The organism is Mycobacterium sp. NGS33, from assembly GCF_059812885.1.
The window spans coordinates 22,466-44,407 of record NZ_JCALDN010000005.1 but is presented as its reverse complement, the minus strand read 5'-3'; the positions used below and the strand labels follow the sequence as shown (position 1 = coordinate 44,407).

Here is a 21,942-nt window from a genome sequence, read left to right as displayed (position 1 = left end):
CATTCTCCCATGAGTGACGTAAACGATGAGGTAGCAGCCGTCCTGCAGTATCTAGAAGAAAATGAGAAAACCGCTCTTGAGAATGGCCGCAACGATCTGGCGGACCGGATCGCCGCCCAACGACGTAAACTCCTCGAACCACTACCCGCTGATCTGGTTCAACTGCTTAACGACATTGCCGACGGGCTCGAAGCAGCGGGATCTGATGACATTCTCACCGGCGACACGATTACCTACATCCGCAAAGCCGCCAACGACCTGCACCGCCACGACCGTTGACGAGCGCGCAAACCACGAATTGCGAAAACCCTTTGTAGTCGGCCTTATTGACGGTCCACCGTGGGGTATCGAGGTTTTCTTGTCGATGCCGATGATCGACCATGCCGTTTCAACGTCGGGCCGGGCGGGAATTCCGCCGTGGCCATGACGGAGCGAGGGCTGTGCGGCCCACCACGTTTCTCCGTTTTGGCGAATCGGGCAACGTCACTCATCCACTAACGCTCGAGAGGTTTGGGCGATGAATTCACCATCGCTGCTCGAACGCTGGGAAGATCGCACCGAATTGCCGCTTGCCTGCGTCGCCGTCGTCTTCCTGGCCATCTACTCCGTCAAGGTGTTGGCCCATCCGGGTGGCCCGCGCTGCGCGTGCTGGACGTGGCGTTGTGGGCGCTTTGGGCAGGCTTTACCGCCGACTACTTAATTCGGCTCACGCTGGCCCACCAGCGATCACGGTGGTTCGTCCGGCACATCTTGGATTTCGTGATAGTCGCCGTCCCATTCCTGCGGCCACTCCGGTTGCTGAGATTGGTCCTCATCGTCGCGGCGCTGCAAAAGGCCTTCGGCGACGCCGTACGCGGGCGCATCGTCGTCTACACGGCCACCACCGCCGTGCTCCTCGTCTACGCGGCGTCGCTCGCCGTTCTTCAAGCCGAACGTTCAGATCCGAGCGCGCACATCAAGAACTTCGGCGACGCGGTCTGGTGGTCGATCACGACGATCACCACCGTCGGGTACGGGGATTTTTACCCCGTGACCACCCAGGGGCGGGTGGTTGCGGTGTTGCTGATGATCGGCGGTATCAGCCTCATCGGCATGATCACCGCGACCGTGGCCGCTTGGATCGTCCATCGCGTCGCCGAGGAAGACACCACAACGCAGGCCGCGACCGCCGCGCAAATCGACGAGCTACGCGGGCAGATCGCCCAACTCACGGCGCTGCTGACGGAAGCGGCTGGCAAGCCAGATGCCGGCGCCGGGGCCGCTGCCACCACTCCCCGAGCCACCAAATAGTCCGTTCAAGTGGGGCGGGCGGCGCTCGAACCCGCGACCAACGGATTATCAGCCTCTAGCGAGCGCCCGCGCTACCGGGCAAGACGGTTAGCTATAACAACATTTCCCTTGCTGAACAACAAATCTAGCTGGGGCGTGGGCGACGTTCAGATTGCGCCGGTCGAACGAAGGCGCTCAATTCCGGCCGCGTCGTAGCCGGCCAGCGCGGTGAGCAACTCTTCTGTTTGCTGCCCGACCTGGGGCGCTGCCGGCGGTGCAAATCCTTCGTCGGGCTTGGTCTTGATGCACGTCCCCATCATCTGCTGCGACGTCCCGTCCGGCTGGGCCTGCTCGTAGATCAGTCGGCGAGCCTTCGCATGGTCGTCGTCGAACAGGTCCGCACCCAAAAATGCCGGGGCACCGGCGATGTCGGTTGCGATGAAGAAGTCGGTCCATTCCCTGCGTGTTCGGCTCTCGAAAATTGCCGTTAGTTCCTTGCGCAGCCGGGCCGCTGCCGCCGAGTCCTCCCCCGGTTGTTGACGCCCCGGTTCGTAGAGATCCATCCTGTCGAGCGACTCACAGAACCTCAGCCAGAACTTGTCCTCCAAGGCGTTGAACACCACATAATTACCGTCGCGAGTTCGGTAGTACTGGTAGCGAAGCGAGGCGCGGATCCCCTCACCGTAGGAGGGTCGACCGTTCGCCAACGCCGTGAGGTGTTGAAAGTTCCAGTTGATCGCCGCATCGACCTGCGCTACTTCGATGTACTGCGGCTCGCCGTCGCGCCCGGCGGCGTGCAGTGCGGCGAGCACCCCCATCGCTGCGTACAGCGGGCCCGCCAGAACACCTGTCGTACCTGTGGCCGCCCCCGACAGGCGCGGCGTTCCATCCGCTTCGATGATCGGCGGACTCAGGCCGGCGAAACAGTCGAAGGACAGTCCGTGTGTGGCCAGTCGGGTGTAGGGCCCATAGCTGCCCATGCCATTCAGCACGCAGTAGACAACTGTCGGGTTGACCGCGACGATGTCGTCGTAGCTGAAGCCGAGCCGGTGCGCGGTTCCATAGCGTAGTCCGTCGATCACCACCGCCGATGTCGCGGCCAGGCGGCGAAACGCCTCTTGGCCTTCAGGCGTTTTCAAATTGATCGCGACGCTCTTCTTGCCGCGATTCCAGTGCGAATCCTGCAGCTCGCCCCCAGAAACCGCGGGACCGCGGAACCCGCCGCCGCCAGGCGGCTCGACCTTGATCACTTCTGCGCCTAGGTCTGCGAGGTGCCCGCCCAGTGCATCAGCGGAGAACAGAGACACTTCGAGGACTCGGACGTGCTTAAGAAGTTCCATGATGCCGACCCTTCCAGCCCCAAATTCGCACTGCCCCACTACATCATGGTGATTGATTTCAGCTCGGTGTATTCCTCGAAGCCCCAGCGACCCTGCTCCCGGCCGAGTCCGCTGTGCTTGAAGCCCCCAAAGGGTCCCCCGCCGTTGAACATGCCGCGTGCCGGCAAAGACCAACCGGGGCCCTGCCCGCCTCCCGGATTGGCTCCCAAGTTGGCACCGGGTGCGAGAGTCTGCACCATGATGGTGCCGGTTCTGACCTGCCTGGCGACGTTGAAACCCCTTGCAGCATTGCGGGTTACCACCAGCCCTGCCAGACCGTAGATGGAGTCGTTCGCGATGCGGATGGCTTCCTCCTCGGAGCGATAAGTCATCACCGCCAGGACAGGCCCGAAAACCTCTTCCTGGCACAAGAGCATCTCGCTGCGGCAGTCGACCAGTGCCGTCGGTTCATAGTAGAAACCGCGTTTGAGATGTTCGGGACGTTTGCCGCCAACCACCAGCTGCGCGCCTTCCTGCAGACCCGACGCAACGAAGGTCTCGACTTTTTGACGCTGCTGATCCCTGATCAACGGACCCACGACAGTAGCGGGATCACGCGGGTCCCCGACCGTGATCAGCGGAGCCATGGCTTTGAGGCCTTCGACATACGCGTCGAGCAGGTGCTCGGGCAACAGAAGTCGCGACGTGACGGTGCAGGCTTGCCCGGCATGCATCAACACTTGTCCGAATCCTATTCCCGCAACGTCACTTTCGGTGACATCGTCGAGGACGATGTGCGCGCTCTTGCCGCCCAGTTCGAGTTGCGCACGTTTCATCGTCGCCGCCGATACTTCGCGGATGCGTCGACCGGTGGCGGTCGAACCGGTGAACCCGATCATGTCGACGCCCGGATGGGTACACAGCTCCTCCCCGACCCCCGCACCTCCCACGACGACGTTGAACACCCCGGGCGGGAGGCCCGCTTCCGCACCGATCTTGGCCAGCTCCAAAGCGTTCATCGGGGTCCACGGGTGGGGTTTGAGTACCACGGTGCAGCCGACGGCCAAGGCGGCCAGGCACTTTTGAATGTTGATCGAAAAAGGGAAGTTGAACGGCGTGATGACCCCGACTACCCCGACCGGTTCGCGGACCACCGTTACGCCGCCGACGCCAGTCGGTGAAACTACGGGCCCACCCGGTGTTTCCACCCATGTCACATCGTGTTCGACGAAGTCGCCGTAGTAGTGGGCCGCCTCGATAGCACCCCCGACCTGAATCAGGTCGGTGATGAAGCCGGTCGAGCCGATCTCGGCGACGACGAGCTCCCTAAGGTCCGCCTTGCGCTCGTCGAGTATTTCGGCGAACCGCTTGATGACCTTTGCCCGTTCTCGAACGGACATCCACGGCCACGGCCCTTCGTCGAAAGCTCGCCGGGCGGCCTCGATCGCCATGGTCGCCTGCTTGGGTCCACCATCGACGACTCGCCCGATCAATTTTTCGCTGGCCGGATCGATGACGTCGATGGTGCCGACGGCGTTGTCGCTCGACCACTGACCGTCGATGAAGCTCTGATACTCCCGCATTCGATGAATCCGTACGCGCCGACTAGGCCATCGTCGGATACGGGGCCGGCTCGAAGTCGAAGACCCGGCGGGCATTACCCTGCAGCACTTTGTACTTGTCGAGGTCGGACCTCCCGTCGAGTGCCTTCTGGGCGGCCTGGAGGGAATGGGGCCAGAGGCTGTCGGTGTGCGGATAATCCGTCTCGATCATCACGTTGTCGATACCGATGGAGTCGAGATTCGCTGCGCCGAAGTCGTCTTCGATGAAGCAGCCGTACATGTGGTCGCGGAAGAGCTGGCGCGGCGATTCCGGGAAAATCGCAGGATCGGTGGGTACCGGGGTCAGGCGCATCGTGGCCGGGTCGACCGCCCAGTTGTTGGCGCGCAGGTATTGGTAGTCGGCGGCAACATGTTCCGCACGCTCGATGAGGTATGGAATCCAGCCGATGCCGCCCTCGGCCAGCACAATCTTCAGGTCGGGGTACTTCTGCAGTTTGCCCGAGAACAGCCAGTCGGTAGTCGAGTTGGCCAGGTTGAGGTTGATGTTCACGGCCTGAACCCCAAAGGGTGCGTCGGGCGAGGTGGTGGGACTAACCGAGGAAGATCCGATGTGCGTACACAGCGGCATCTTCGTCTCGTTCACCACCGCGAAGAAAGCGTCCCATGCGCCCGAATGGATGGACGGAAACCCTAGCGGGTGCAGGTTCTCCGAGAAGGCAATGGCTTTGGCGCCCTTACCTGCGCACCGTAGTGTCTCCTCGACGGCCAACCGCGTATCCCACAACGGAATGATCACCATCGGGATGTAGCGGCCGGGCGCGGCCGCACACCACTCATCGATGACGAAGTCGTTGTAGGCCCGCACGCACTTGAGACCTAGATCGCGGTCACCGAGGTGGGCGAACATCTGGCCACAGAACCGGGGAAAGAACGGAAAGTTCAGTCCCGCGATCACGTGGTCCTCGTCCATGTCAGCGATGCGGGCCACCGGGTCGAAGTATGCGCGCGGCATTTCGTCGTAATTGACTGGCAGCGGCGAATACTCGGCCGGACGTTGGTGAGCCGCGACCAAGATGCCCATCACCGACGCGCGCGCCTGGTCGTAGATCCACGTATCGACGCCGTCGATTCGCTCGACGCGTGGCACTCGATCACGATCGGCGGAAGAGGCGCGGTCGACCCATAGGTTCGGTGGCTCGATGATGTGGTCGTCGACGGAGATCATCCATTGAAGATCTTGCTTGTCCACGGGGTTCCTCCCTGATCTCACCGAACCGGTTAAGCGGGCGCGGAGCGCGAGCAATAGGGCGACTTCACGCAAGACGGATGCCAAACTACCGGCCGAACTGATGCTAAGAGCGGATTCGGCACACTGTCAAGTAGCACTCGATAACTTGGCGCGTCCTGCGTCGGGTCTGTTATTGCGCTGGCTGACAGCTGATGTGGGCGACGGCCTGCCACCCCTCACTGGGCAACACGGGCACCTGACGTGAACACGACAGGCAGGGCGCGGTAGCCCCGGGTGACCGAGTTCCCGTGGAAATCAACTTTTGCCCCAGGTGGGATGGCGTAGTCGGGTATCCGTTTCAGGGTCTGTTCGACGCCCACCCGAAACTCGAGTCGGGCGAGGTTGGAACCCAGGCAGCGATGGACGCCGGCTCCGAAGCCGAGGTGGCGGTTTGTCTGTCGATCGAGAAGGCACTTGTTCGGCTCGTCGAACTCGCGCGCGTCGCGGTTGGCGGCCGCATAGTTCACGACCACCGTCTCACCGGGACAGAACTTCTGGCCGCTCAGTTCAACCTCTTCCGCGACCGAGCGATGCAGTCCGTGAACCGAACCGGCGAACCGGATGAATTCCTCTATCGCCGTGGGCATCAACTCCGCATCGCGTACCAGGCGGTCGCGCTCCGAAGCATGGGTGCCCAGATAGAAGAAAGCGAACGACATTGCACTAGAGGTTGTTTCGAGTCCCGCTTGCACCAGCAGCATCACATTCGCGACAACGTCGTCGAAGCTCAATTTCTTGCCGTCGATCTCGGCGGCGAGCAAGACATCGATCAGGTCATCACGCGGGGGCTCACCACGACGTTTGTCGATCTCCTCGCGTACGCGGACGTAAAGATTCGTCATCGACCCGTTTCGGACCTCTTCGCTTTCACCATTGATCGCGAGGTCGGCTGTCTCGATGTAGAGCGGCACGTCCTCAACGGGCATGCCGAGGAGATACCGGAAGAACACGATCCCAGGTTGCTGCCATGCGACGTCGGCGAGATCGCCGCGGCCCAATTCGATGAAGTTGTCGATCAACCCGTCGGTAACCGCGCGCACCTGGGGCTCCAACTCCTTCATCCGACCCGGAGAGAAATACGGGTTGAGAACCTTGCGAAGCTGCTGCTGCCGTGGAGGATCCAAGGTGATCACGATGTCGCCAAACGACATCGGGGAGCCTTCCATCCCAAGGGGCTTGCTGGAGAAGCTGCGCCAATCACGCAAGATCTCGTAACAGTCGTCGTAGCGGGTGGCGACCCACGCGCCCCCCGGGGTAGGGCCCAGGAAGGGGACATCCTGGTGACTGAACGGCCCGCTCTCCCGCATCACTGCGTAGACCTCGTAGAGGAATTCCTGGTCGTTGAAATCTTCGTGACGAAGATCGAGGTTCCGCGCGTGTTCCTCCGGTGATTTGCTCACCATGGGTAGTCCTTTCCGCCCCCGGATACGGGCATGCGACCTCGGGACAACGCCGACGCCAGCGGTCAGCTAGACCGACAGCCCCCAACGAGGGCCGTCCACATTCCAGTCACACCGCAATTGCGCCACCGTCCGTGTGCCATCTGCGCCGGCCCTCGGGTTTCTAGCACACGCAGAAATTCGCTTTGGCAGCACAGTAAATCGTCGGATACGTGGAGTCAAGTCGCACTCGATAACTGCCGGCGCCCACCTATGACCCGCGCGCCGCAGTGCGTGCGAACAAACAGTATGAGGCCGAAGATGGCTGGGAGGGGCGGGGGGCGGCACGCATGCGAGCTTCCCCTCAGCCGACGGGTGCTCGCTAAAGTATGTGTGATGACCACAGGTGCGCGGCGGCGAGTTCGCGACAAGGACGGCAAACAACGGGCCCTCCTTGAAGCGGCTGCCGAGGTCTTTGCCGAAGCGGGATACGCGGCCGCGGCGACGAAGGAGATCGCCCGTCGCGCCGACTGCTCGGAGGCCATGCTGTTCCACTACTTCGGGGACAAGCGAGGCATCTTCGAGCAAGTTGTTTCTCGACAGATCGCCGACCTCGTCAGCGAGGCCGAAGAGCAGGTCGTGGCGGCCCTGCCAGCGCGCGTCGAGGACTATATCGAGCAGCTTTTCTTCGCGAGATTAAGGATCGATGACCGGGACAGCGGTGTTCCCGGCTGGGACATTTCCGGTCGGGCGTTATCAGACCCGGACTTCTCGCTGCGCGTTCTGCAACCCAATCACGCGCGCCGTTCGGCCGTTATCGCCGAAGGCGTTCGCCACTACCAAGCCGCGGGGCAGATCAGGGCTGATGTCGACGCCGACCTGTTCGCCGAGCTGCTGGCTAATTTCATCATCTTCACCACGAGCCTCGGACCCCGCTGGTTTGGCACCGGCGAGTCAGACATCCGCGCGCAGATCGAACTGGGTTCACAGATCCTCGCCAAAGGTGTAAGCGCATCGGCTACGAAGCCTCCCGCCAAGCGACGGGGACGGGTTCAACGGGCCCCGAAGGCGCGTGCGGCCGAGTAACGGCTCCAACGGAACTCAACTTCGGCCATAGTTATCGAGCGGCACTTGACACTGTAGCTTTCCCCTCGCTAGCGTCGTTGCCAGCCAGGCCGCAGCGATGCGGATGTAGAAGACCCTGCTCGATCGACACGAGCGAGAGGACAGGAAGTGGCGTGTGTGCACTCATCGGCGCGAGTAACACACTTCCGAAAACATTGACGCGGAAAGTCGCACGGCGATGAATGCTCTGCGTGGGGTTCGCGTTGTCGAATGGGCGACGGAAATCACCGGCCCGTACTGCACCAAGCTGTTCGCCGACCTCGGAGCAGAGGTCATCAAGATAGAAGCCCCAGGCGGGGATCCGTTCCGCCACAGAACATCTGGCGACCGAAACGACGCCGACGCGCTGTTCAAATTCCTGAACGCCGGCAAGCGTTCCGTCGTCGGCACTGCGCTGCCCGACCTGGAGCCGCTCATCGTTTCCGCCGATGTGTTCGTCGAGTCTCTCGGCCCCGGGGCACTCGACCGCGAGGCCCTCCTCCGGCGTGCGCCACACCTGGTGATCGTGGCGTTGTCTCCGTACGGATTGACCGGACCGTACCGGGACCGGCCCTCAACGGAGTTCACGATCCAGGCCGAAAGCGGAACCGTCGCGCTGCGAGGCCGTCCGGACCAACCGCCCATTCAAGCGGGTGGTCGAGTCTTCGAATGGGTGATGGCCGGCTATGCCGCCGTCGGGGCGCTTGGCGCATTGCGTCGGGCTCAACTCGGCGGACCGGGTGAAATCGTCGACTGCTCATTGTTGGAGGCCTGTCATCTCAGCGCCAGCGGATTCGCCGACCTGTACCACGAGCTGGCCGGCCGTCCGCCCTTGCCGGTGCCGGCCCGACAGGTTGAAATCCCGTCCATCGAACCGAGCGCAGACGGATGGGTGGGTTTCAACACCAATACGCGTCAACAATTCGAGTCTTTCCTGGCAATGATCGAGCGACTGGACCTGCTCGACGAGGACCCGGCCTGGGCAGTCGCCACGACCCGGTGGGAACGCCGGGATGAGTGGAATCAGATTGTGCGGGAATGGACTACGCGGCGTTCCACAGACGAGATCGTCGCGTTGGCCTCCGATCTGCGGATCCCCGTCTCACCCGTCAACGACGGCCAGACCGTGCTGGACCACCCCCAATTCGCGGCGCGCGGCGTGTGGGGCAGGTATGCGGACGGCAGCTTCACCCACCCGTTGGCGCCCTACCGGATCGGTGGCCGGCGACCCGCCCCGACTTCCGGCGCTCCCCCGCTCGGCGAAATGGCAAAAGCACCCGCCCACAACAGGATTAGTACCGCTGCCGACCGCGCACCCGGACTTCCGCTGAACGGCGTACGAATCCTCGACGCGACAGCGTGGTGGGCGGGCCCCTCCTCCACCCACATTCTTGCCGCGCTGGGCGCTGAGGTCATTCACCTGGAGTCGACGCGCCACCCTGACGGTGCACGGATGGCGGCCGCCGCGTTCGCCGATCGGTCTCAGTGGTGGGAGCGGTCGGGGATGTATTTGGCGACTAACACCAATAAGCGAGGGCTCACCCTCGACCTGTCCTCGGCCGAAGGACGGGAGCTGTTGTTCGGACTCGTCAAATGCTCCGACATTCTGGTCGAGAACTTCTCGCCACGCGTCTTCGACAATTTCGCCATCACATGGGAGGCGGTCAGTGAGCAGAACCCTCGAATAGTGATGGTCCGTATGCCCGCGTTCGGGCTCGATGGACCATGGCGCAACAACGTGGGTTTCGCGCAAACGATGGAACAGATGACCGGAATGGCTTGGGTGACCGGCCACGAGTACGACCAGCCGCGAATCCCCCGCGGCCCGTGTGACCCACTGGCAGGGATGCACTCCGCCTTCGCCATGCTCGCAGCACTCCGGCTACGCGACGAGACGGGCCGAGGGTCCCTCATCGAAGTATCGATGGTTGAGGCCGCGCTCAATGCAGCCGCCGAACAGGTTGTCGAATTTACCGCCTACGGGAATCTGATCTCGCGACTGGGAAATCGCAGCCGTGACGCCGCCCCACAAGGGCTCTACCCATGCGCGGGGACCGAGCGGTGGCTGGCGATCTCGGTCGCCACGGACGAACAGTGGCGCCTATTGAAGTCGGCTCTTCGTGAGCCGGATTGGGCAAATGACCCCGCGCTGGACACTCACGACGGGCGGGTCCGGGCGCACGATGTGATCGACAAATATCTCGAACAGTGGGCTAGCCAGCACGATTCCTCGGCCGCCGCGGAGTTGCTCGTCGAACATGGAGTTCCGGCTGCGGATTTGGCAGACGCCAGGGTCAGCTCGATGCACCCTCAGTTCGCCGCACGAGGCTTTTTCGAAAGCCTCGACCATCCCGTCGTGGGACGCCATCACGTGCCGACGATTCCCTTCAAGTACCGCAGCGTTGACAAGTGGTACCGGTCAACGGCGCCGACGTTGGGTCAGCACAACGCGAGCATCCTCGGCGACCTACTCGGCCTCGACACCACATCGATTGCAGCGCTCACAGAAAAAGGAGTCATCGGGACCAGACCAAGCGGATTGGACTAGACAGATCTGCTGTAAGTGCGGCCAGCGGATGCGCTAGGGAGAAGAGACAGCGTGAAACTTCATGTCGACAAGGAAATGTGCCAAGGCCACAGCCGTTGTTACGCAACGTATCCCGAATTGTTCGACATCGATGACGAACGAACCGCCTTCGTCATCGTGGAAGACATTCCTCCCGGATGGGAAGACCGGGCACACAACGCAATCGCGAACTGCCCCGAGCGTGCCATACACATCAAGGAGTCGTCGTGAAGACCAAGGGAGCAGTTCTGTGGGGGCTGAACGAGAAGTGGTCGGTGGAAGTGATCGAACTCGATCCGCCGCAAGAAGGCGAGCTACTCGTCGAGTTCGCGGCCACCGGTCTATGCCACTCCGACCACCACATCCGCACCGGCGACATGTTCGGCGTGAGCTTTCCCTTGATAGGTGGACACGAAGGGGCGGGCACCGTTCAAGAGGTCGGTCCGGGAGTGCGCGATGTAGCCGTGGGAGACCACGTGGTCACCTCTTTCCTGCCGGCGTGCGGTCGCTGCCGCTGGTGCGCCACTGGGCATCAGAACCTCTGCGATTACGGCGCGACCATCCTCGCGGGAGTCCAGGCCGACGGCACCTTCCGACGCCGGGCCAGAGGGCAGGGCATCGGAGCCCTCTCAGGCGTCGGCAGTTTCGCGCAATGGGGCGTGTTGTCGGAAGCCTCAGTGGTCAAGATCGACAACGATGTACCGCTATCGCGCGCATGCCTTCTCGGCTGCGGCGTAACCACCGGCTGGGGCTCGGCCGTCAACACCGCCAACGTCAGTCCCGGCGACGTGGTGCTCGTGGTCGGCTGCGGAGGGATCGGCAGCGGTGCCATCCAGGGCGCGCGACTGGCGGGAGCGGAACAAATCGTCGTGGTCGATATTGCGCCCACCAAGCGCGACAAAGCGTTTCAGTTCGGAGCCACTCACTTTGCCACCTCGATCGAGGAAGCAACCCAGTTGGTTGGCGAGATTACCCGCGGAGTCATGGCCGACTCGGCCATCCTCACGCCAGGCGTGCTCGAAGGCGCGATGATCAACGACGCGCTCAACGCGGTGCGAAAGGGCGGTGCCGTGGTGGCCACCGCCCTGGCATCGATGTCCGACGTGACGCCGACGCTGCCGCTGACGTTGTTCACGCTGTTCCAAAAACGCCTCCTGGGCAGCCTGTACGGCGAAGCCAACCCGCGGGCTGACATCCCTCGACTGATAAGCCTGTATCGCAGCGGCAAGCTGTTGCTCGACGAAACCGTCACCACCGAGTACAAGCTCAACGACATCAATGAGGCCTACGACGACATGCTCGCCGGCCGCAACATCCGTGGCGTGATAATCCACGAGCATTGAGTTCTTGGGGAACGGCGGATCTGCATCATTTTCCAACCCGCTCAAGTTAATTCACTCACTCACCATGGGAAGGATTTTACTGATGTCTTCGCCAGCCGATGTCGTCCGCAACTTCTGCGCCTTGATGGAGCAGCGCGATGCCGAAGCGTTGCGTCCCCTACTCGCCGAAGGAGCCGTTTATCAGAACGTGGGAATGCCCGCATTCACCGGACCCGACGCCATCGTGGAGAACATGGCCGCCCAGTTCGCGATGTTCCCGGACGCCTACGCCTTCGAAATCGTCAACCTCGCCAGCGACGGTTCCGTGGTGCTCACCGAACGCCTGGACTACATCCAGGCTCCGGACGGAAGCAAACCGGCCATCCCGGTAATGGGGACCTTCGTCGTGGATGACGATGAAAGGATCACTCGCTGGACCGACTATTTCGACCTGAATCTGATCATGAAGCTCATGCAAGGCGAAGACATCAGCGCCCTGGTGCCGGCGACCGCATGAGTTGGGTTTCCAACGGATACTGGTCATTTCGAGATTGGTTCTAAAACGGGAGGGTCCATGCGGGTGCCAAGGGCCGTCGCAAACTTCAATAGACGAGTCACCAACCCAACGGCTCGGTCGATCACGCCGTGGCTTCCAGGCCAAGGGACCCTCGAACACGTCGGACGCAAATCAGGCAAGCGATATCGCACGCCGCTGTTGGTTTTCCCCATCCGCGACGGCTTCGTGATTCTCATCGGGTACGGGCTGAAATCGGACTGGTTGAAGAATGTAACCGCCGATGGACAGGCGGTGCTGCACAAGCGCGGCAAGCGTATCGCGCTCGCCAATCCCCGCGTTGTGAGTAAGGCTGAGGCCGCAACGCTCGTTACTGGGCCATCCGGCGTGTTCTACCGCCTGTTTCCATACAACGAAGCGGCGCTGGTGCTGAGCAAAGTCAATTCCACGCAGTGACTTCGGGCGAACGTCTGGTGTTGGTCGTGCATGAGCACCCCCTGCACGACGGGCGTACCTTCGTAGCCGGCGGCTAGTCACCAAGTGCCTGATCTTCACGACGAGCATTTGCTTCCTTTACGGTGGCTCGCCTTGGCCGCCAAGCCGTGAGGATCAGCAGACCGACGGGCAGCAGCACGGCAATCGCGAGCACAATCGTCTGCCAGACCGCGGCCTCCATCGTGAAGTGATCCAGGTGCCTGAGATGAAAGATCAAGTGCAGGATGGCGAACAGCAGGTATGCGCCCAGCGCGATCCGCACCATGCGGCGCTCCATCGTGATTGCACTGACAACGAACACGAGCGCAAGCGAGAGATTCATGGCGCCGTAGTCGCGCATGAGGTGTTCGGAGTACGGCGGGATGAGATCCACCCAGGGCACGTAGTCGTAGAACGCACGAGGGGCCAACGTCGCGACGAGCCCGACCACCACCTCCACGACGGTGAGAAACCACACCCCGGCGCGAAGCGCAATCGGCGGGGCATTCACCGCGACCCCTTGTGTCGGCGGTGCGGCAGGTAAGCGCGGATGGCGTCGCGGTAGGGCAGCTGGCCCGTGGCGACTTGTTCGCCGAGGTATTCCTCGAAGGTGATCGTGCCGGCTGCATGCTCCGGGGTGAGCAGCCCGCCGGCGCGGATCCCGCCAAATACCTTGCCGGGCAATCGGACCGGGACGATGCGTCGGCGTTTACCGACGATCGCCAGGTAGCTGCGGGCAAGATCGTCGATCGCACGCGCCTGCGGGCCACCGAAATCCGGCGCACGCCCTATCGGCTCGCCCAGCGCCAATTGGGCCAACCGTGCGCCCACGTCGCGCACGTCGACCGGTTGGAACCGCAGGCCCGACGGCAGCGCCAGGACCGGTGGTTTCGCGAGCATGCGCAACGTGAAGGCGATCAGATCGTGAAACTGGGTCGCCCGCAGCACCGTCCACGGCAAGCCCGACTCGGCAATCAGGCGTTCGTTGGCGAGCATCATGCGGTAGAGGGCGAATGGGACGCGGTCGATACCGACAATGGAGACGTACACCAGATGCGGTGCGCCCGGCCGCTTAGCCGCCGCGACCACGTGCTCACAGGGATAGACGCAGTGCACGATCGTGTCGACGCCGTCCATCGCCGCGTCGAGTCCCTCGCCGGTTTGCACGTTCCCCACGACATGCCGGACATCGGTGGATTGTTCGGGCCGCCGCCCGCGGCTCAGGACGCGGACGTCCTGCTCCGCGGCCACCAGGTTGTCGACAACGATGCGGCCTACGGTTCCCGTGCCGCCGGTTACGAGTACTGAGTTGGTCACACCCTATGAACCGGGCAGGCCCGCCGGATGTGACAACTGTTCGGCAAGAAATCGCAATTTCTCGGGATTGGCCAGGATCCGCACGGCCGCTATCCGCTCGCCGGTGATCTCGAAGCACAAGACACCGGCCAGTGTGTCGCCGTCGAATGCCAGCATCGCCGGCTCGCCGTTGACTTCGGCGGCGTCGAGACGCAGCCGTACCTGCGCCAGGTTTCTGGTGAACACCCGCGCCACGTACCGGGCCATCCGGTCGCGGCCCGAGATCGGGCGCCGGGCGGCCGCCACCTTGCCGCCGCCGTCGGCCGTGGAGGTCGCATCGGCGGTCAAGATTTCGACGAGTCCGGCCACGTCGCCGGCGCTGGCGGCGGTGAAGAAGCGATCGACCAGGGACCGCCACAGTGCCGGATCCGGTCGGTGCGCCGGCTGACGGGGGTCACCCAGTCGCTGCCTAGCTCGCCGGTACAGCTGCCGGGCGTTGACCTCCGACGTTTCGAGGATCTCGGCGATCTCTAAATGGCTGTAGGCGAACGCCTCTCTGAGCACGAACGCCGCTCGTTCGTTGGGCTTGAGTTGCTCCATCAAGCTCAGCAACGCAATGGACACCGACTCGCGTTGCTCGGCACTTTCCTGCGGACCGAGCGACCGGTCGTCGGTGAGGACTGGCTCCGGAAGCCACGGCCCGGGGTAGACCTCCCGGCGAGCGCGGGCCGATGTGAGCCGGTTGAGGCACAGGTGCGTGACAGCCTTGGTAAGCCACGCCGGCAGCGATTCGATGAGCGCTGAGTCCGCGCCGTGTAGCCGCAGGTATGCATCCTGGACCGCGTCTTCGGCTTCGCTCGCCGACCCCAGCAGTCGGTAGGCCAACCAGAACAGGCGCGGCCGCTGAGCCTCGAAATCCTCCACGAGGTCGGTCACACCGCCAAGACTGCCACGGTTCGGCCGTCGCCGGATGGCTGCGACCGCACAGCGGGTAAGTCGACGGCCGCCGCAGCGGGACCAGTCGGTTGTGGAAAACTTCAGCGCGATCAGAGGAGAGGCGCGTGACGACCACCCATCCCGAACGGCTTCCGCTGTTGACCCGGCGCGACCGCATCATGATCACCCTCACCGTGATCGCGTCCACGGCGGCCGGGGTTCTCTACTTCGCCCACGCGAATGCAGTGCTGGCGTTCATCATCTCCGCACTCGCGTTGGCCACACTGGCATCTCTGGTCGGTCGTTCGGTGGAGGCGGTCGGAGATCGGCTCGGGCCCACCGCCACTGGGATACTGCAGACGGCGCTGGGAAACCTACCCGAGTTGTTCGTCATCCTGTTCGCACTCAAGGCAGGCCTTTACGGCGTGGTGAAGGCCACCATCGTCGGGTCGATTCTCTCCAATGCCCTACTGGTGCTCGGGCTGGCATTCGTGGCCGGCGGGATCAAGCACGGCCGCCAGCGCTTCGCCGCCGACGACGGGCGCACCCTCGGACTGATGTTCACCCTCGCGGTGTTCATCCTGGCCGTCCCCTCGCTGACCGCCGCGATACACACCCCGGCCCAACAGCACGAACGGGCGGTGTCGGTCGTCGTCTCCGTCGTCATGCTCGCGCTGTTCGCACTCTCGCTGCCCGCCACGCTCGGCAACCGGGCCCCCGACCCGGCGCTGCAAGCCGGTGATAAACCCTCCAGAGCGACCTCTCCCATTGTGGCCAGCCCCGATTCGGCCCAAGCCGCCAGCGCAGCGACGGCACACGGCGAGTGGCCGTTGGCGATGGCCATCGGCATGCTGGCCCTCGCCGGAATCGGTGCGGCCTTCGTGTCGGAATGGTTCGTCGCCGCCCTAGAGCCGGCGATGCACGCAGCGGGCATCAACGAGGTGTTCGCCGGTCTGGTGATCGTGGCCATTGCCGGCAACGCGGTGGAGAATTTCGTCGGCATTCAACTGGCGGCCAAGAACCAGATGGACTACGCGGTTCAAGTTGTCCTCCAGTCGCCCGTCCAGATCGCACTCACCATCGCCCCGATCGTCTGCCTCGCGGCGGCATGGCTCGGCCAGCCCGGTTTCGATCTGGTGTTCTCGCCGCTGCTGTTGGCGTCGATGATGATGTCGGCGCTGGTCGCGGTGCTGGTGACCTTCGACGGCGAGTCCACCTGGTTCGAGGGAGCAGTGCTCATCGCGCTCTATGTCGCGATCGCCACGTCGTTCTGGTGGGGATGAGTCGCTCCAACGGTCTGATGGTCCGCGCGCCTTGGGATGAACCAGCTCCCACGTATAGCTGCTACCACCAGAAACGGGTGGGGCGGGCGGGGCTCGAACCCGCGACCAACGGATTATGAGTCCGCGGCTCTAACCAACTGAGCTACCGCCCCGACGGGATAGTTCCGTACGAAACCGTAGCCGAAGACCGAAGTCGGTGTTCGTCGGGCGGCGGTGGTGAGCGGCGCGCTCGGTGGGCGTCCCGTCGCGGGAACCCCCACCGGCACTACGCCTTATGCCGCCAGGATCAGGCGGACGCCGGCCCCGGCTGCGGGGCTTGAGACTTGATCTTGGGAATCATCTCGGGCGCGTAGACGAAAATCGCCGACTCCACCTCCCATTCGGCCTGGGCCTGACTCATGGGCGTCGTGCGCGTGATCATGTTGATCAGCTCCTGGCCCTCGCCGTACGGGTTGGGGTTGGACCGAACCTGATCGGCGAACCAGCGCCCCTCGGCTGCTTCACTGCAGTCGTTGAAATCGGCGTTGTGCACCATCTTGTTCTGCGCCAGCAGCTTGATGTACTGGTCATCGGCGGGCGTCATGCTGCACGACGCCGAGGCGTGCGGCGCTGACACCACAGCACTACCTAGCATCGCGGCCCCCAGCGCAACGCCGGCGACCCCCGCCTCCAGTACCTGCACGCGCGATCGTGTCGTTGCCACTTCTCTGAAACCCCCTTATCACGGAATTTGCTGGCTTTTTCTCGCGGCAACGATTGGGTACCACCGCCGATCAGAGCGACAAACGACGATCCTCGCAAACAGCGCGTGAACAGCAACTAACTAAAATTACTGCGCGAGAAACTATCCGGGTCGAGACAGATAACGCGCTGATCCCGATGCAAACAACCCGTCGGTCGTCTTGGCGACGCCATTCCCCGCGACGCTGTCGAGTTAGCCAGGTCAAGCAACGAAAACGGCCGGAGGGCGAAGCCCTCGCGGCCGTTTACGTTGGGAAATTCAGATGGGTTGCGCGGCAACCGCTCTCGCTACTCGGCGGGCCAGTTTGCCTTTGCGGCTTGGTCTTTGATCTTGGGGATGAGTTCGGGCGCGTAGACGTAGATCGCCGACTCGACCTCCCACTCCGCCTGCGCCTGAGTCATCGGGGTGGTGCTGGTGATCATGTTGATCAGCTCTTGGCCCTCACCGAACGGATTGGGGTTGGACCGGACCTGATCGGCGAACCAACGGCCTTCGGCGGCCTCGTGGCAATCGCTGTAGTCGGCGTTGTGCACCATCTTGTTCTGCGCGAGCAGCTTGATGTACTGGTCGTCGGCCGGGCTCAAATTGCAGGTAGCCGAGGCTAACGGAGCTGACAGCACGGCGCCGCCGAGCATCGAGGCAGCCAGCGCGACGCCGGCAGCCCAGACCGATGCCACTCGAGTGCGCGAGCGTGTACCGGTGGTGGTCATTTCCGAACCTCCCTCTGCGCCGAACACAATCGTTTCCGACGCCACCCAAGCTAGAAATCCTGCGAACAGCTGACACGGAAGACCACGCGGACCGCGGGCCACTGACGCACGATTCATGGCCATCCGGCTCGGGCCACGCTGCCATCTCGTTACCGTCACAAATTTGTTCACATAAGTCTCAGTGACCGCGCTTAAGTTAGCGAATGAGCCCCGCACACAGCGGAAACGTACGCTTGCGCGTCCGTGTACGAATGGTTAACATTTCGTGCTCCTGGCCCGGCCGAGCCGGCCGGTGCAACAGCGAAGGGCGTTGCGGCTCCATCCCAGCGGCGCCGCCGCCGGGGGATATCAGCTAAATACCGTCTGGCCGTCCACGTCGAGCAAGTACCGCTCGGTGCCGCTCTCCACCCGGGGGGCGTCGGCCCCCAATGACACGGCCACCTTGTTACTGGCATTTCGCATGATGTCGAAGGTGAGCTCGATGGCCTCCGCCTCGGAGAACCGTGAGCGCACCTCGACGACATCGTCGGCGACGAGGTGCGCAGGGGTCCAAATTAACCCATCGGTGTACCGCAGCGCTGCTTTAGCGCGGTCGTCGAGCAAACTCGACGATCCGTACCGCTCGATCTCGTCGTACAGCGTTTCCGAACCGCCGGCATCGAGCGCGCCGCCCTCGCGTAACGAGTTGCACAACCGGCAATTGTGTTGGGCCGCCCCGCGTAATCGGACCAATTCCGAGGTGACCGGATCGAGCGCACGCATTCGCGCCACCGCGATTAAAAAGTCATTGAACACCGGATCCGACGGGTCGGTGGAGTGATCCCAGCTGATCGGGCCGTCCACCCAACCCAGGTATTGCGCACCGACGCCGAGCGCCTCCAGTCCGGACCGCACCCTGGGGATGAAGTCGGCGATGTACATCTGCACGACGACACCAAAGGTGGCCTCCCCGAGGTGCTTCCACAACCGGGATCGCTGCTCGGCGGTGATCGACGAGACGTCGGCGCTGAATTGTTCGGCGAATTCCGCGACGGCGGCCTCCGCCTCCGATGCGGGCTCGCCCACCTCGACGCTGGCGGGCAGCGGTGGCAGCGACATCGTCTGCGCGCACACCCGGCGCACCAGTGCCGCGATGCGGCCGTCGCCCGGAGTCAACGCCACGAGCCGCGTGAGCTGGTCTTCTCGAACCGAAACCGGGGCCGCCATCCGTCACACGCTAGAACTCGTGGCGCCCGGCGGCAATGAATTACTGGGCCTGGCTCACCGAGGACATGTGGAAGTCCGGTATCCGCAGCGACGGCATCGCGGCCCTTGTCGCCCAATCTCCCCATTCGCGCGGCAGGGTCTTCTCGCTGACGCCGGCCTCGGTGGCCCGTCGCAGCAGGTCCAACGGACTTTCGTTGAACCGGAAGTTGTTGACCGCTGCGGTCACCTGGCCGTCCTCGATGAGATAGACGCCGTCGCGGGTCAACCCGGTGAACAACAAGGTGGTGGGGTCGACGACGCGGATATACCACAGCGTCGTCAGCAGCAGGCCACGCTCGGTGGCCGCGATCATGTCGTCCTGGCTGGCGCTTCCCCCGGTCATCACCAGGTTGTCGGCGGCCACCGCGACGTCGGCGTCGTATTTGGCGGCCGTGGCCCGCGGATAGGCCAACGCGTTGATCACCCCGTCGCGGATCCAGTCCAACTGGCCGATCTCCATGCCGTTGTCGAACGCCGACACCGTCTCCGAGGAACTGCTCACCGCGACGAACGGCGTGCAGGCAAGGCCGGGCGCCATCGGATCGGAGAACAACGTCAGCGGCAGGTCGGTGAGCCGCTCCCCCACCCGGGTTCCGCCGCCGGGCGCCGAAAACGCGGTCCGGCCCTCCTGCGCGCCACGGCCGGCCATCGACCACGCCATGTAGATCATCATGTCGGCCACCGTCGACGGCGGCATGATGGTCTCGTAACGCCCGGCCGGCAATTCGACGCTGCGCTCCGCCCAGCCCAGCCGCGTCGACAGCTGCTCGAGCAGCGAATCGGTTGGCACATCGACGAAGTCCGGTGTGCCGACGCCCGCCCAGGCGCTGGCGTCGCCGCGCTTGGCGTTGATCTCCACCGCACCGGTGGGCTGGGTGAAGCGCCGCCGCAAGCCGGTCGACGACGCCAGGAACGTCGTCGAAACACTATGGTGGGCAAAGCCATACAGCCGATCCTGGCCGCGGAAGCCGCGGCTCAACGAGTCGGCCACGTCGGAGAAAACCAGGGGTCCGGTGCCGGGCACCGGCGTGTCCCAATCGGCGGGCACCCCGCTGCCGCCGAGCAGCGGCGCGGCGTCACCCGCCTCCGGCGCCGCGCCGGCCGCCTCCTGCGACGCCGCCACCAGACCCGGCAACACCCGCGGATCGGCCTCGGCGGACACCACCGTGCCGATGCGCGCGGACGACCCGCGACGCACCACGGAAATCACGGTCACGCTGCGACTCACCGAAACCCCGTTGGTGGTCATCGAATTGCCCGCCCAGCGCAGGGTCGCCTCGACCTTGTCGGTGACCAGCACCATGGTCTCGTCGGCGCGGCCGAGCTTGGCCGCCTCGTCGAGCACGATGCTGACGACATGCTGCGCAGTGATCATCGGCCGCCCTCGGTGCGGGTGTTGAGCACGTTGACCCCGCGGAACAACGCCGACGGGGAGCCGTGGCTGACCGCCGCGATCTGCCCGGGCTGGGCCTTGCCGCAGTTGAACGCCCCACCCAGGCGCCAGGTCGACAGGCCACCCACGGCCTCCGTCGAATTCCAGAAGTCGGTCGTGGTGGCCTGGTAGGCGACGTCACGCAGTTGACCGTCGAGGCGGCCGTCACGAATCTGGAAGAACCGCTGGCCGGTGAATTGAAAGTTGTAGCGCTGCATGTCGATTGACCACGACTTGTCGCCGACGATGTAAATGCCGTCCTCGACCCGCCCGATCAGGTCGTCGGTGCTGATGTCGTCGGGCGCCGGCTGCAACGAGACGTTGGCCATGCGCTGGATCGGCACGTGATGCGGCGAGTCGGCATACGAGCATCCGTTGGACCGCGGCTGCCCCAGGCGCCGCGCGAAGACCCGGTCGAGCTGATAACCGGTGAAGATCCCGTCGCGCACCAGGTCCCAGCTTTGCGCGGCCACCCCCTCGTCGTCGTAACCGATGGTGGCCAAGCCGAATTCGACCGTGCGGTCGGCGGTCACGTTCATCACCGGCGACCCGTACCGCATGGTGCCCAGCTTGTCCGGCGTGGCGAACGACGTCCCGGCGTAGGCGGCTTCGTAACCGATGGCGCGGTCGTATTCGGTTGCGTGGCCGATGGATTCGTGAATCGTCAGCCACAGGTTGCTCGGATCGATCACCAGGTCCTTGGGCCCGGGAACGACGCTGGGCGCCTTGATCTTTTCGGCCAGCAACGACGGCAGCTGTGCCAGCTCGTCGGTCCAATTCCACACCTCGTCGCCGACCAGCACCTCCCAGCCCCGCCCCATCGGCGGCGCCAGCGTGCGCATGGAATCGAAACTGCCGGCCGCGGGGTCGACGGTCACCGCCTCCAGCGAGGGCAGCACCCGCACCCGCTGCTGGGTGATCGACGAGCCGAAGGTGTCGGCGTAGAACGTCTGCTCCTTGACGGCCGTCAGCAGCGCCGACACGTGATTGATGCCGTCGGCGCTCAGCAGTCGTCCGGAGTAGTCCTCCAGCACGGCGATCTTGTCGGTGGTCGAGATGTCGAACGGGTCGATCCGATAGTCCGACACCCAGGCCGCGTCCGCATAGACGGGTTCGGGCGCCAACTCGACGCGCTCGCGGCTCAGCGTCGCCAGCGTGGTGGCCACCTGCACCGCGCGGCGGGCGGTCTCGGCGGCCACCGACGGCACCAACTCCGCGTGCGAGGCGAATCCCCAGGTGCCGTCAACGATCACTCGCACCGCCAGGCCCACCTCACGGTTGACCACCGCGGTCTCCAGCTCGCCGTCGCGCAGCTGGATGATTTCGGTGACGATGCGGTGAACCCGCAGGTCGGCGTGCGTGGCCCCGGCCGCCTTGGCCGCCGAGAGCGCGGCTTCGGCGAGGTCGTGGCGCGGCAGGTCCAGGAAGTCGGCATCGATCCCCCGGTTCGGTGTCACGGCTCCACCGTAACGGCCGCTCCCCCCAAACCGCGGCGGCGCCC

Annotated in this window: 20 protein-coding genes, 1 tRNA gene and 1 pseudogene; 9 read left to right on the top strand and 13 right to left on the bottom strand. The window is 64.0% G+C overall.

Features of this window, described 5'->3' with window-relative positions:
• Nucleotides 1-9 precede the first annotated feature (9 nt).
• Nucleotides 10-279 carry a hypothetical protein gene (locus tag AC5Y5B_RS12145; protein ID WP_500005427.1) on the top strand — a complete coding sequence of 90 codons (270 nt, stop codon included), beginning with the start codon at nt 10-12 and terminating at the stop codon, nt 277-279.
• A 238-nt stretch (nt 280-517) separates the two neighbouring features.
• Nucleotides 518-1,290: pseudogene (locus AC5Y5B_RS12140) on the top strand (potassium channel family protein).
• A gap of 146 nt (nt 1,291-1,436) precedes the next feature.
• On the opposite strand, the gene AC5Y5B_RS12135 reads toward AC5Y5B_RS12140, so the two are convergent.
• The 4 genes from AC5Y5B_RS12135 to AC5Y5B_RS12120 form a co-directional block, all read right to left on the bottom strand.
• Entirely contained in the window at nt 1,437-2,609 is a 1,173-nt protein-coding gene (locus AC5Y5B_RS12135; RefSeq protein WP_500005426.1) for a CaiB/BaiF CoA transferase family protein, read from the bottom strand.
• A gap of 38 nt (nt 2,610-2,647) precedes the next feature.
• The gene (locus AC5Y5B_RS12130; protein ID WP_500005524.1) at nt 2,648-4,171 is read right to left on the bottom strand and encodes an aldehyde dehydrogenase family protein; all 1,524 of its coding nucleotides are present in this window, start codon (nt 4,169-4,171) and stop codon (nt 2,648-2,650) included.
• 22 nt (nt 4,172-4,193) lie between these two features.
• Nucleotides 4,194-5,471, bottom strand: coding sequence for an amidohydrolase family protein (locus AC5Y5B_RS12125; protein ID WP_500005425.1), 1,278 nt, complete (start codon nt 5,469-5,471; stop codon nt 4,194-4,196).
• 143 nt (nt 5,472-5,614) lie between these two features.
• The gene (locus tag AC5Y5B_RS12120; RefSeq protein ID WP_500005424.1) at nt 5,615-6,841 is read right to left on the bottom strand and encodes a cytochrome P450; all 1,227 of its coding nucleotides are present in this window, start codon (nt 6,839-6,841) and stop codon (nt 5,615-5,617) included.
• 372 nt (nt 6,842-7,213) lie between these two features.
• Here AC5Y5B_RS12120 and AC5Y5B_RS12115 point away from each other — a divergent pair, with 372 nt between their 5' ends.
• The 6 genes from AC5Y5B_RS12115 (at nt 7,214) to AC5Y5B_RS12090 (ending at nt 12,779) form a co-directional block, all read left to right on the top strand.
• Nucleotides 7,214-7,903, top strand: a complete 690-nt coding sequence (locus tag AC5Y5B_RS12115) for a TetR/AcrR family transcriptional regulator (RefSeq protein WP_500005423.1) — start codon at nt 7,214-7,216, stop codon at nt 7,901-7,903.
• A 217-nt stretch (nt 7,904-8,120) separates the two neighbouring features.
• Nucleotides 8,121-10,469: a CaiB/BaiF CoA transferase family protein gene (locus AC5Y5B_RS12110; protein ID WP_500005422.1), complete on the top strand. Its 2,349-nt coding sequence runs from the start codon at nt 8,121-8,123 to the stop codon at nt 10,467-10,469.
• 51 nt (nt 10,470-10,520) lie between these two features.
• Nucleotides 10,521-10,718, top strand: a complete 198-nt coding sequence (locus tag AC5Y5B_RS12105; protein WP_500005421.1) for a ferredoxin — start codon at nt 10,521-10,523, stop codon at nt 10,716-10,718.
• Entirely contained in the window at nt 10,715-11,830 is a 1,116-nt protein-coding gene (locus AC5Y5B_RS12100; protein WP_500005420.1) for an NDMA-dependent alcohol dehydrogenase, read from the top strand. The genes AC5Y5B_RS12105 and AC5Y5B_RS12100 overlap by 4 nt, the downstream gene beginning before the upstream one ends.
• An 82-nt stretch (nt 11,831-11,912) precedes the next feature.
• Nucleotides 11,913-12,326 carry a limonene-1,2-epoxide hydrolase family protein gene (locus AC5Y5B_RS12095; protein ID WP_500005419.1) on the top strand — a complete coding sequence of 138 codons (414 nt, stop codon included), beginning with the start codon at nt 11,913-11,915 and terminating at the stop codon, nt 12,324-12,326.
• A 57-nt stretch (nt 12,327-12,383) separates the two neighbouring features.
• The gene (locus tag AC5Y5B_RS12090) at nt 12,384-12,779 is read left to right on the top strand and encodes a nitroreductase family deazaflavin-dependent oxidoreductase (protein WP_500005418.1); all 396 of its coding nucleotides are present in this window, start codon (nt 12,384-12,386) and stop codon (nt 12,777-12,779) included.
• 73 nt (nt 12,780-12,852) lie between these two features.
• Here the strand turns inward: AC5Y5B_RS12090 and AC5Y5B_RS12085 are convergent, their stop codons facing one another.
• From AC5Y5B_RS12085 to AC5Y5B_RS12075, 3 genes are read right to left on the bottom strand one after another with little or no spacing between them, the layout of a single operon-like run.
• Nucleotides 12,853-13,308, bottom strand: coding sequence for a hypothetical protein (locus AC5Y5B_RS12085; RefSeq protein WP_500005417.1), 456 nt, complete (start codon nt 13,306-13,308; stop codon nt 12,853-12,855).
• Nucleotides 13,305-14,114: an SDR family oxidoreductase gene (locus tag AC5Y5B_RS12080; protein ID WP_500005416.1), complete on the bottom strand. Its 810-nt coding sequence runs from the start codon at nt 14,112-14,114 to the stop codon at nt 13,305-13,307. Before AC5Y5B_RS12080 ends, AC5Y5B_RS12085 begins: the two co-directional genes overlap by 4 nt.
• A gap of 3 nt (nt 14,115-14,117) precedes the next feature.
• Nucleotides 14,118-15,029 (bottom strand): RNA polymerase sigma-70 factor, encoded by a 912-nt coding sequence (locus tag AC5Y5B_RS12075; RefSeq protein WP_500005415.1) that lies wholly within the window; start codon nt 15,027-15,029, stop codon nt 14,118-14,120.
• Nucleotides 15,030-15,154: 125 nt separating this feature from the next.
• Here AC5Y5B_RS12075 and cax point away from each other — a divergent pair, with 125 nt between their 5' ends.
• Entirely contained in the window at nt 15,155-16,312 is a 1,158-nt protein-coding gene (gene cax / locus AC5Y5B_RS12070) for a calcium/proton exchanger (RefSeq protein ID WP_500005414.1), read from the top strand.
• A 78-nt stretch (nt 16,313-16,390) separates the two neighbouring features.
• Here the strand turns inward: cax and AC5Y5B_RS12065 are convergent.
• From AC5Y5B_RS12065 to AC5Y5B_RS12040, 6 genes are all read right to left on the bottom strand, one after another.
• Nucleotides 16,391-16,464: transfer RNA gene (locus AC5Y5B_RS12065), tRNA-Ile, on the bottom strand.
• Between the two features lie 134 nt (nt 16,465-16,598).
• Complete coding sequence (locus AC5Y5B_RS12060; RefSeq protein ID WP_500005523.1) at nt 16,599-16,946, bottom strand: hypothetical protein; 348 nt, start codon at nt 16,944-16,946, stop codon at nt 16,599-16,601.
• A 395-nt stretch (nt 16,947-17,341) separates the two neighbouring features.
• Nucleotides 17,342-17,764, bottom strand: a complete 423-nt coding sequence (locus AC5Y5B_RS12055) for a hypothetical protein (RefSeq protein ID WP_500005413.1) — start codon at nt 17,762-17,764, stop codon at nt 17,342-17,344.
• 348 nt (nt 17,765-18,112) lie between these two features.
• Nucleotides 18,113-18,970 carry a carboxymuconolactone decarboxylase family protein gene (locus AC5Y5B_RS12050; protein ID WP_500005412.1) on the bottom strand — a complete coding sequence of 286 codons (858 nt, stop codon included), beginning with the start codon at nt 18,968-18,970 and terminating at the stop codon, nt 18,113-18,115.
• Between the two features lie 40 nt (nt 18,971-19,010).
• Nucleotides 19,011-20,384: a metallopeptidase TldD-related protein gene (locus AC5Y5B_RS12045; RefSeq protein ID WP_500005411.1), complete on the bottom strand. Its 1,374-nt coding sequence runs from the start codon at nt 20,382-20,384 to the stop codon at nt 19,011-19,013.
• Nucleotides 20,381-21,898 carry a TldD/PmbA family protein gene (locus tag AC5Y5B_RS12040; protein WP_500005410.1) on the bottom strand — a complete coding sequence of 506 codons (1,518 nt, stop codon included), beginning with the start codon at nt 21,896-21,898 and terminating at the stop codon, nt 20,381-20,383. Before AC5Y5B_RS12040 ends, AC5Y5B_RS12045 begins: the two co-directional genes overlap by 4 nt.
• Nucleotides 21,899-21,942: the final 44 nt, after the last annotated feature.

Excerpts from the sequence above, each read along its gene's own strand:
- AC5Y5B_RS12145 (WP_500005427.1), top strand. The coding sequence starts at position 10 with ATGAGTGACGTAAACGATGAGGTAGCAGCCGTCCTGCAGTATCTAGAA.
- AC5Y5B_RS12135 (WP_500005426.1), bottom strand. The coding sequence starts at position 2,609 with ATGGAACTTCTTAAGCACGTCCGAGTCCTCGAAGTGTCTCTGTTCTCC.
- AC5Y5B_RS12130 (WP_500005524.1), bottom strand. The coding sequence starts at position 4,171 with ATGCGGGAGTATCAGAGCTTCATCGACGGTCAGTGGTCGAGCGACAAC.
- AC5Y5B_RS12120 (WP_500005424.1), bottom strand. The coding sequence starts at position 6,841 with ATGGTGAGCAAATCACCGGAGGAACACGCGCGGAACCTCGATCTTCGT.
- AC5Y5B_RS12115 (WP_500005423.1), top strand. The coding sequence starts at position 7,214 with ATGACCACAGGTGCGCGGCGGCGAGTTCGCGACAAGGACGGCAAACAA.
- AC5Y5B_RS12110 (WP_500005422.1), top strand. The coding sequence starts at position 8,121 with ATGAATGCTCTGCGTGGGGTTCGCGTTGTCGAATGGGCGACGGAAATC.
- AC5Y5B_RS12095 (WP_500005419.1), top strand. The coding sequence starts at position 11,913 with ATGTCTTCGCCAGCCGATGTCGTCCGCAACTTCTGCGCCTTGATGGAG.
- AC5Y5B_RS12090 (WP_500005418.1), top strand. The coding sequence starts at position 12,384 with ATGCGGGTGCCAAGGGCCGTCGCAAACTTCAATAGACGAGTCACCAAC.
- AC5Y5B_RS12060 (WP_500005523.1), bottom strand. The coding sequence starts at position 16,946 with ATGCTAGGTAGTGCTGTGGTGTCAGCGCCGCACGCCTCGGCGTCGTGC.
- AC5Y5B_RS12055 (WP_500005413.1), bottom strand. The coding sequence starts at position 17,764 with ATGACCACCACCGGTACACGCTCGCGCACTCGAGTGGCATCGGTCTGG.
- AC5Y5B_RS12050 (WP_500005412.1), bottom strand. The coding sequence starts at position 18,970 with ATGGCGGCCCCGGTTTCGGTTCGAGAAGACCAGCTCACGCGGCTCGTG.
- AC5Y5B_RS12045 (WP_500005411.1), bottom strand. The coding sequence starts at position 20,384 with ATGATCACTGCGCAGCATGTCGTCAGCATCGTGCTCGACGAGGCGGCC.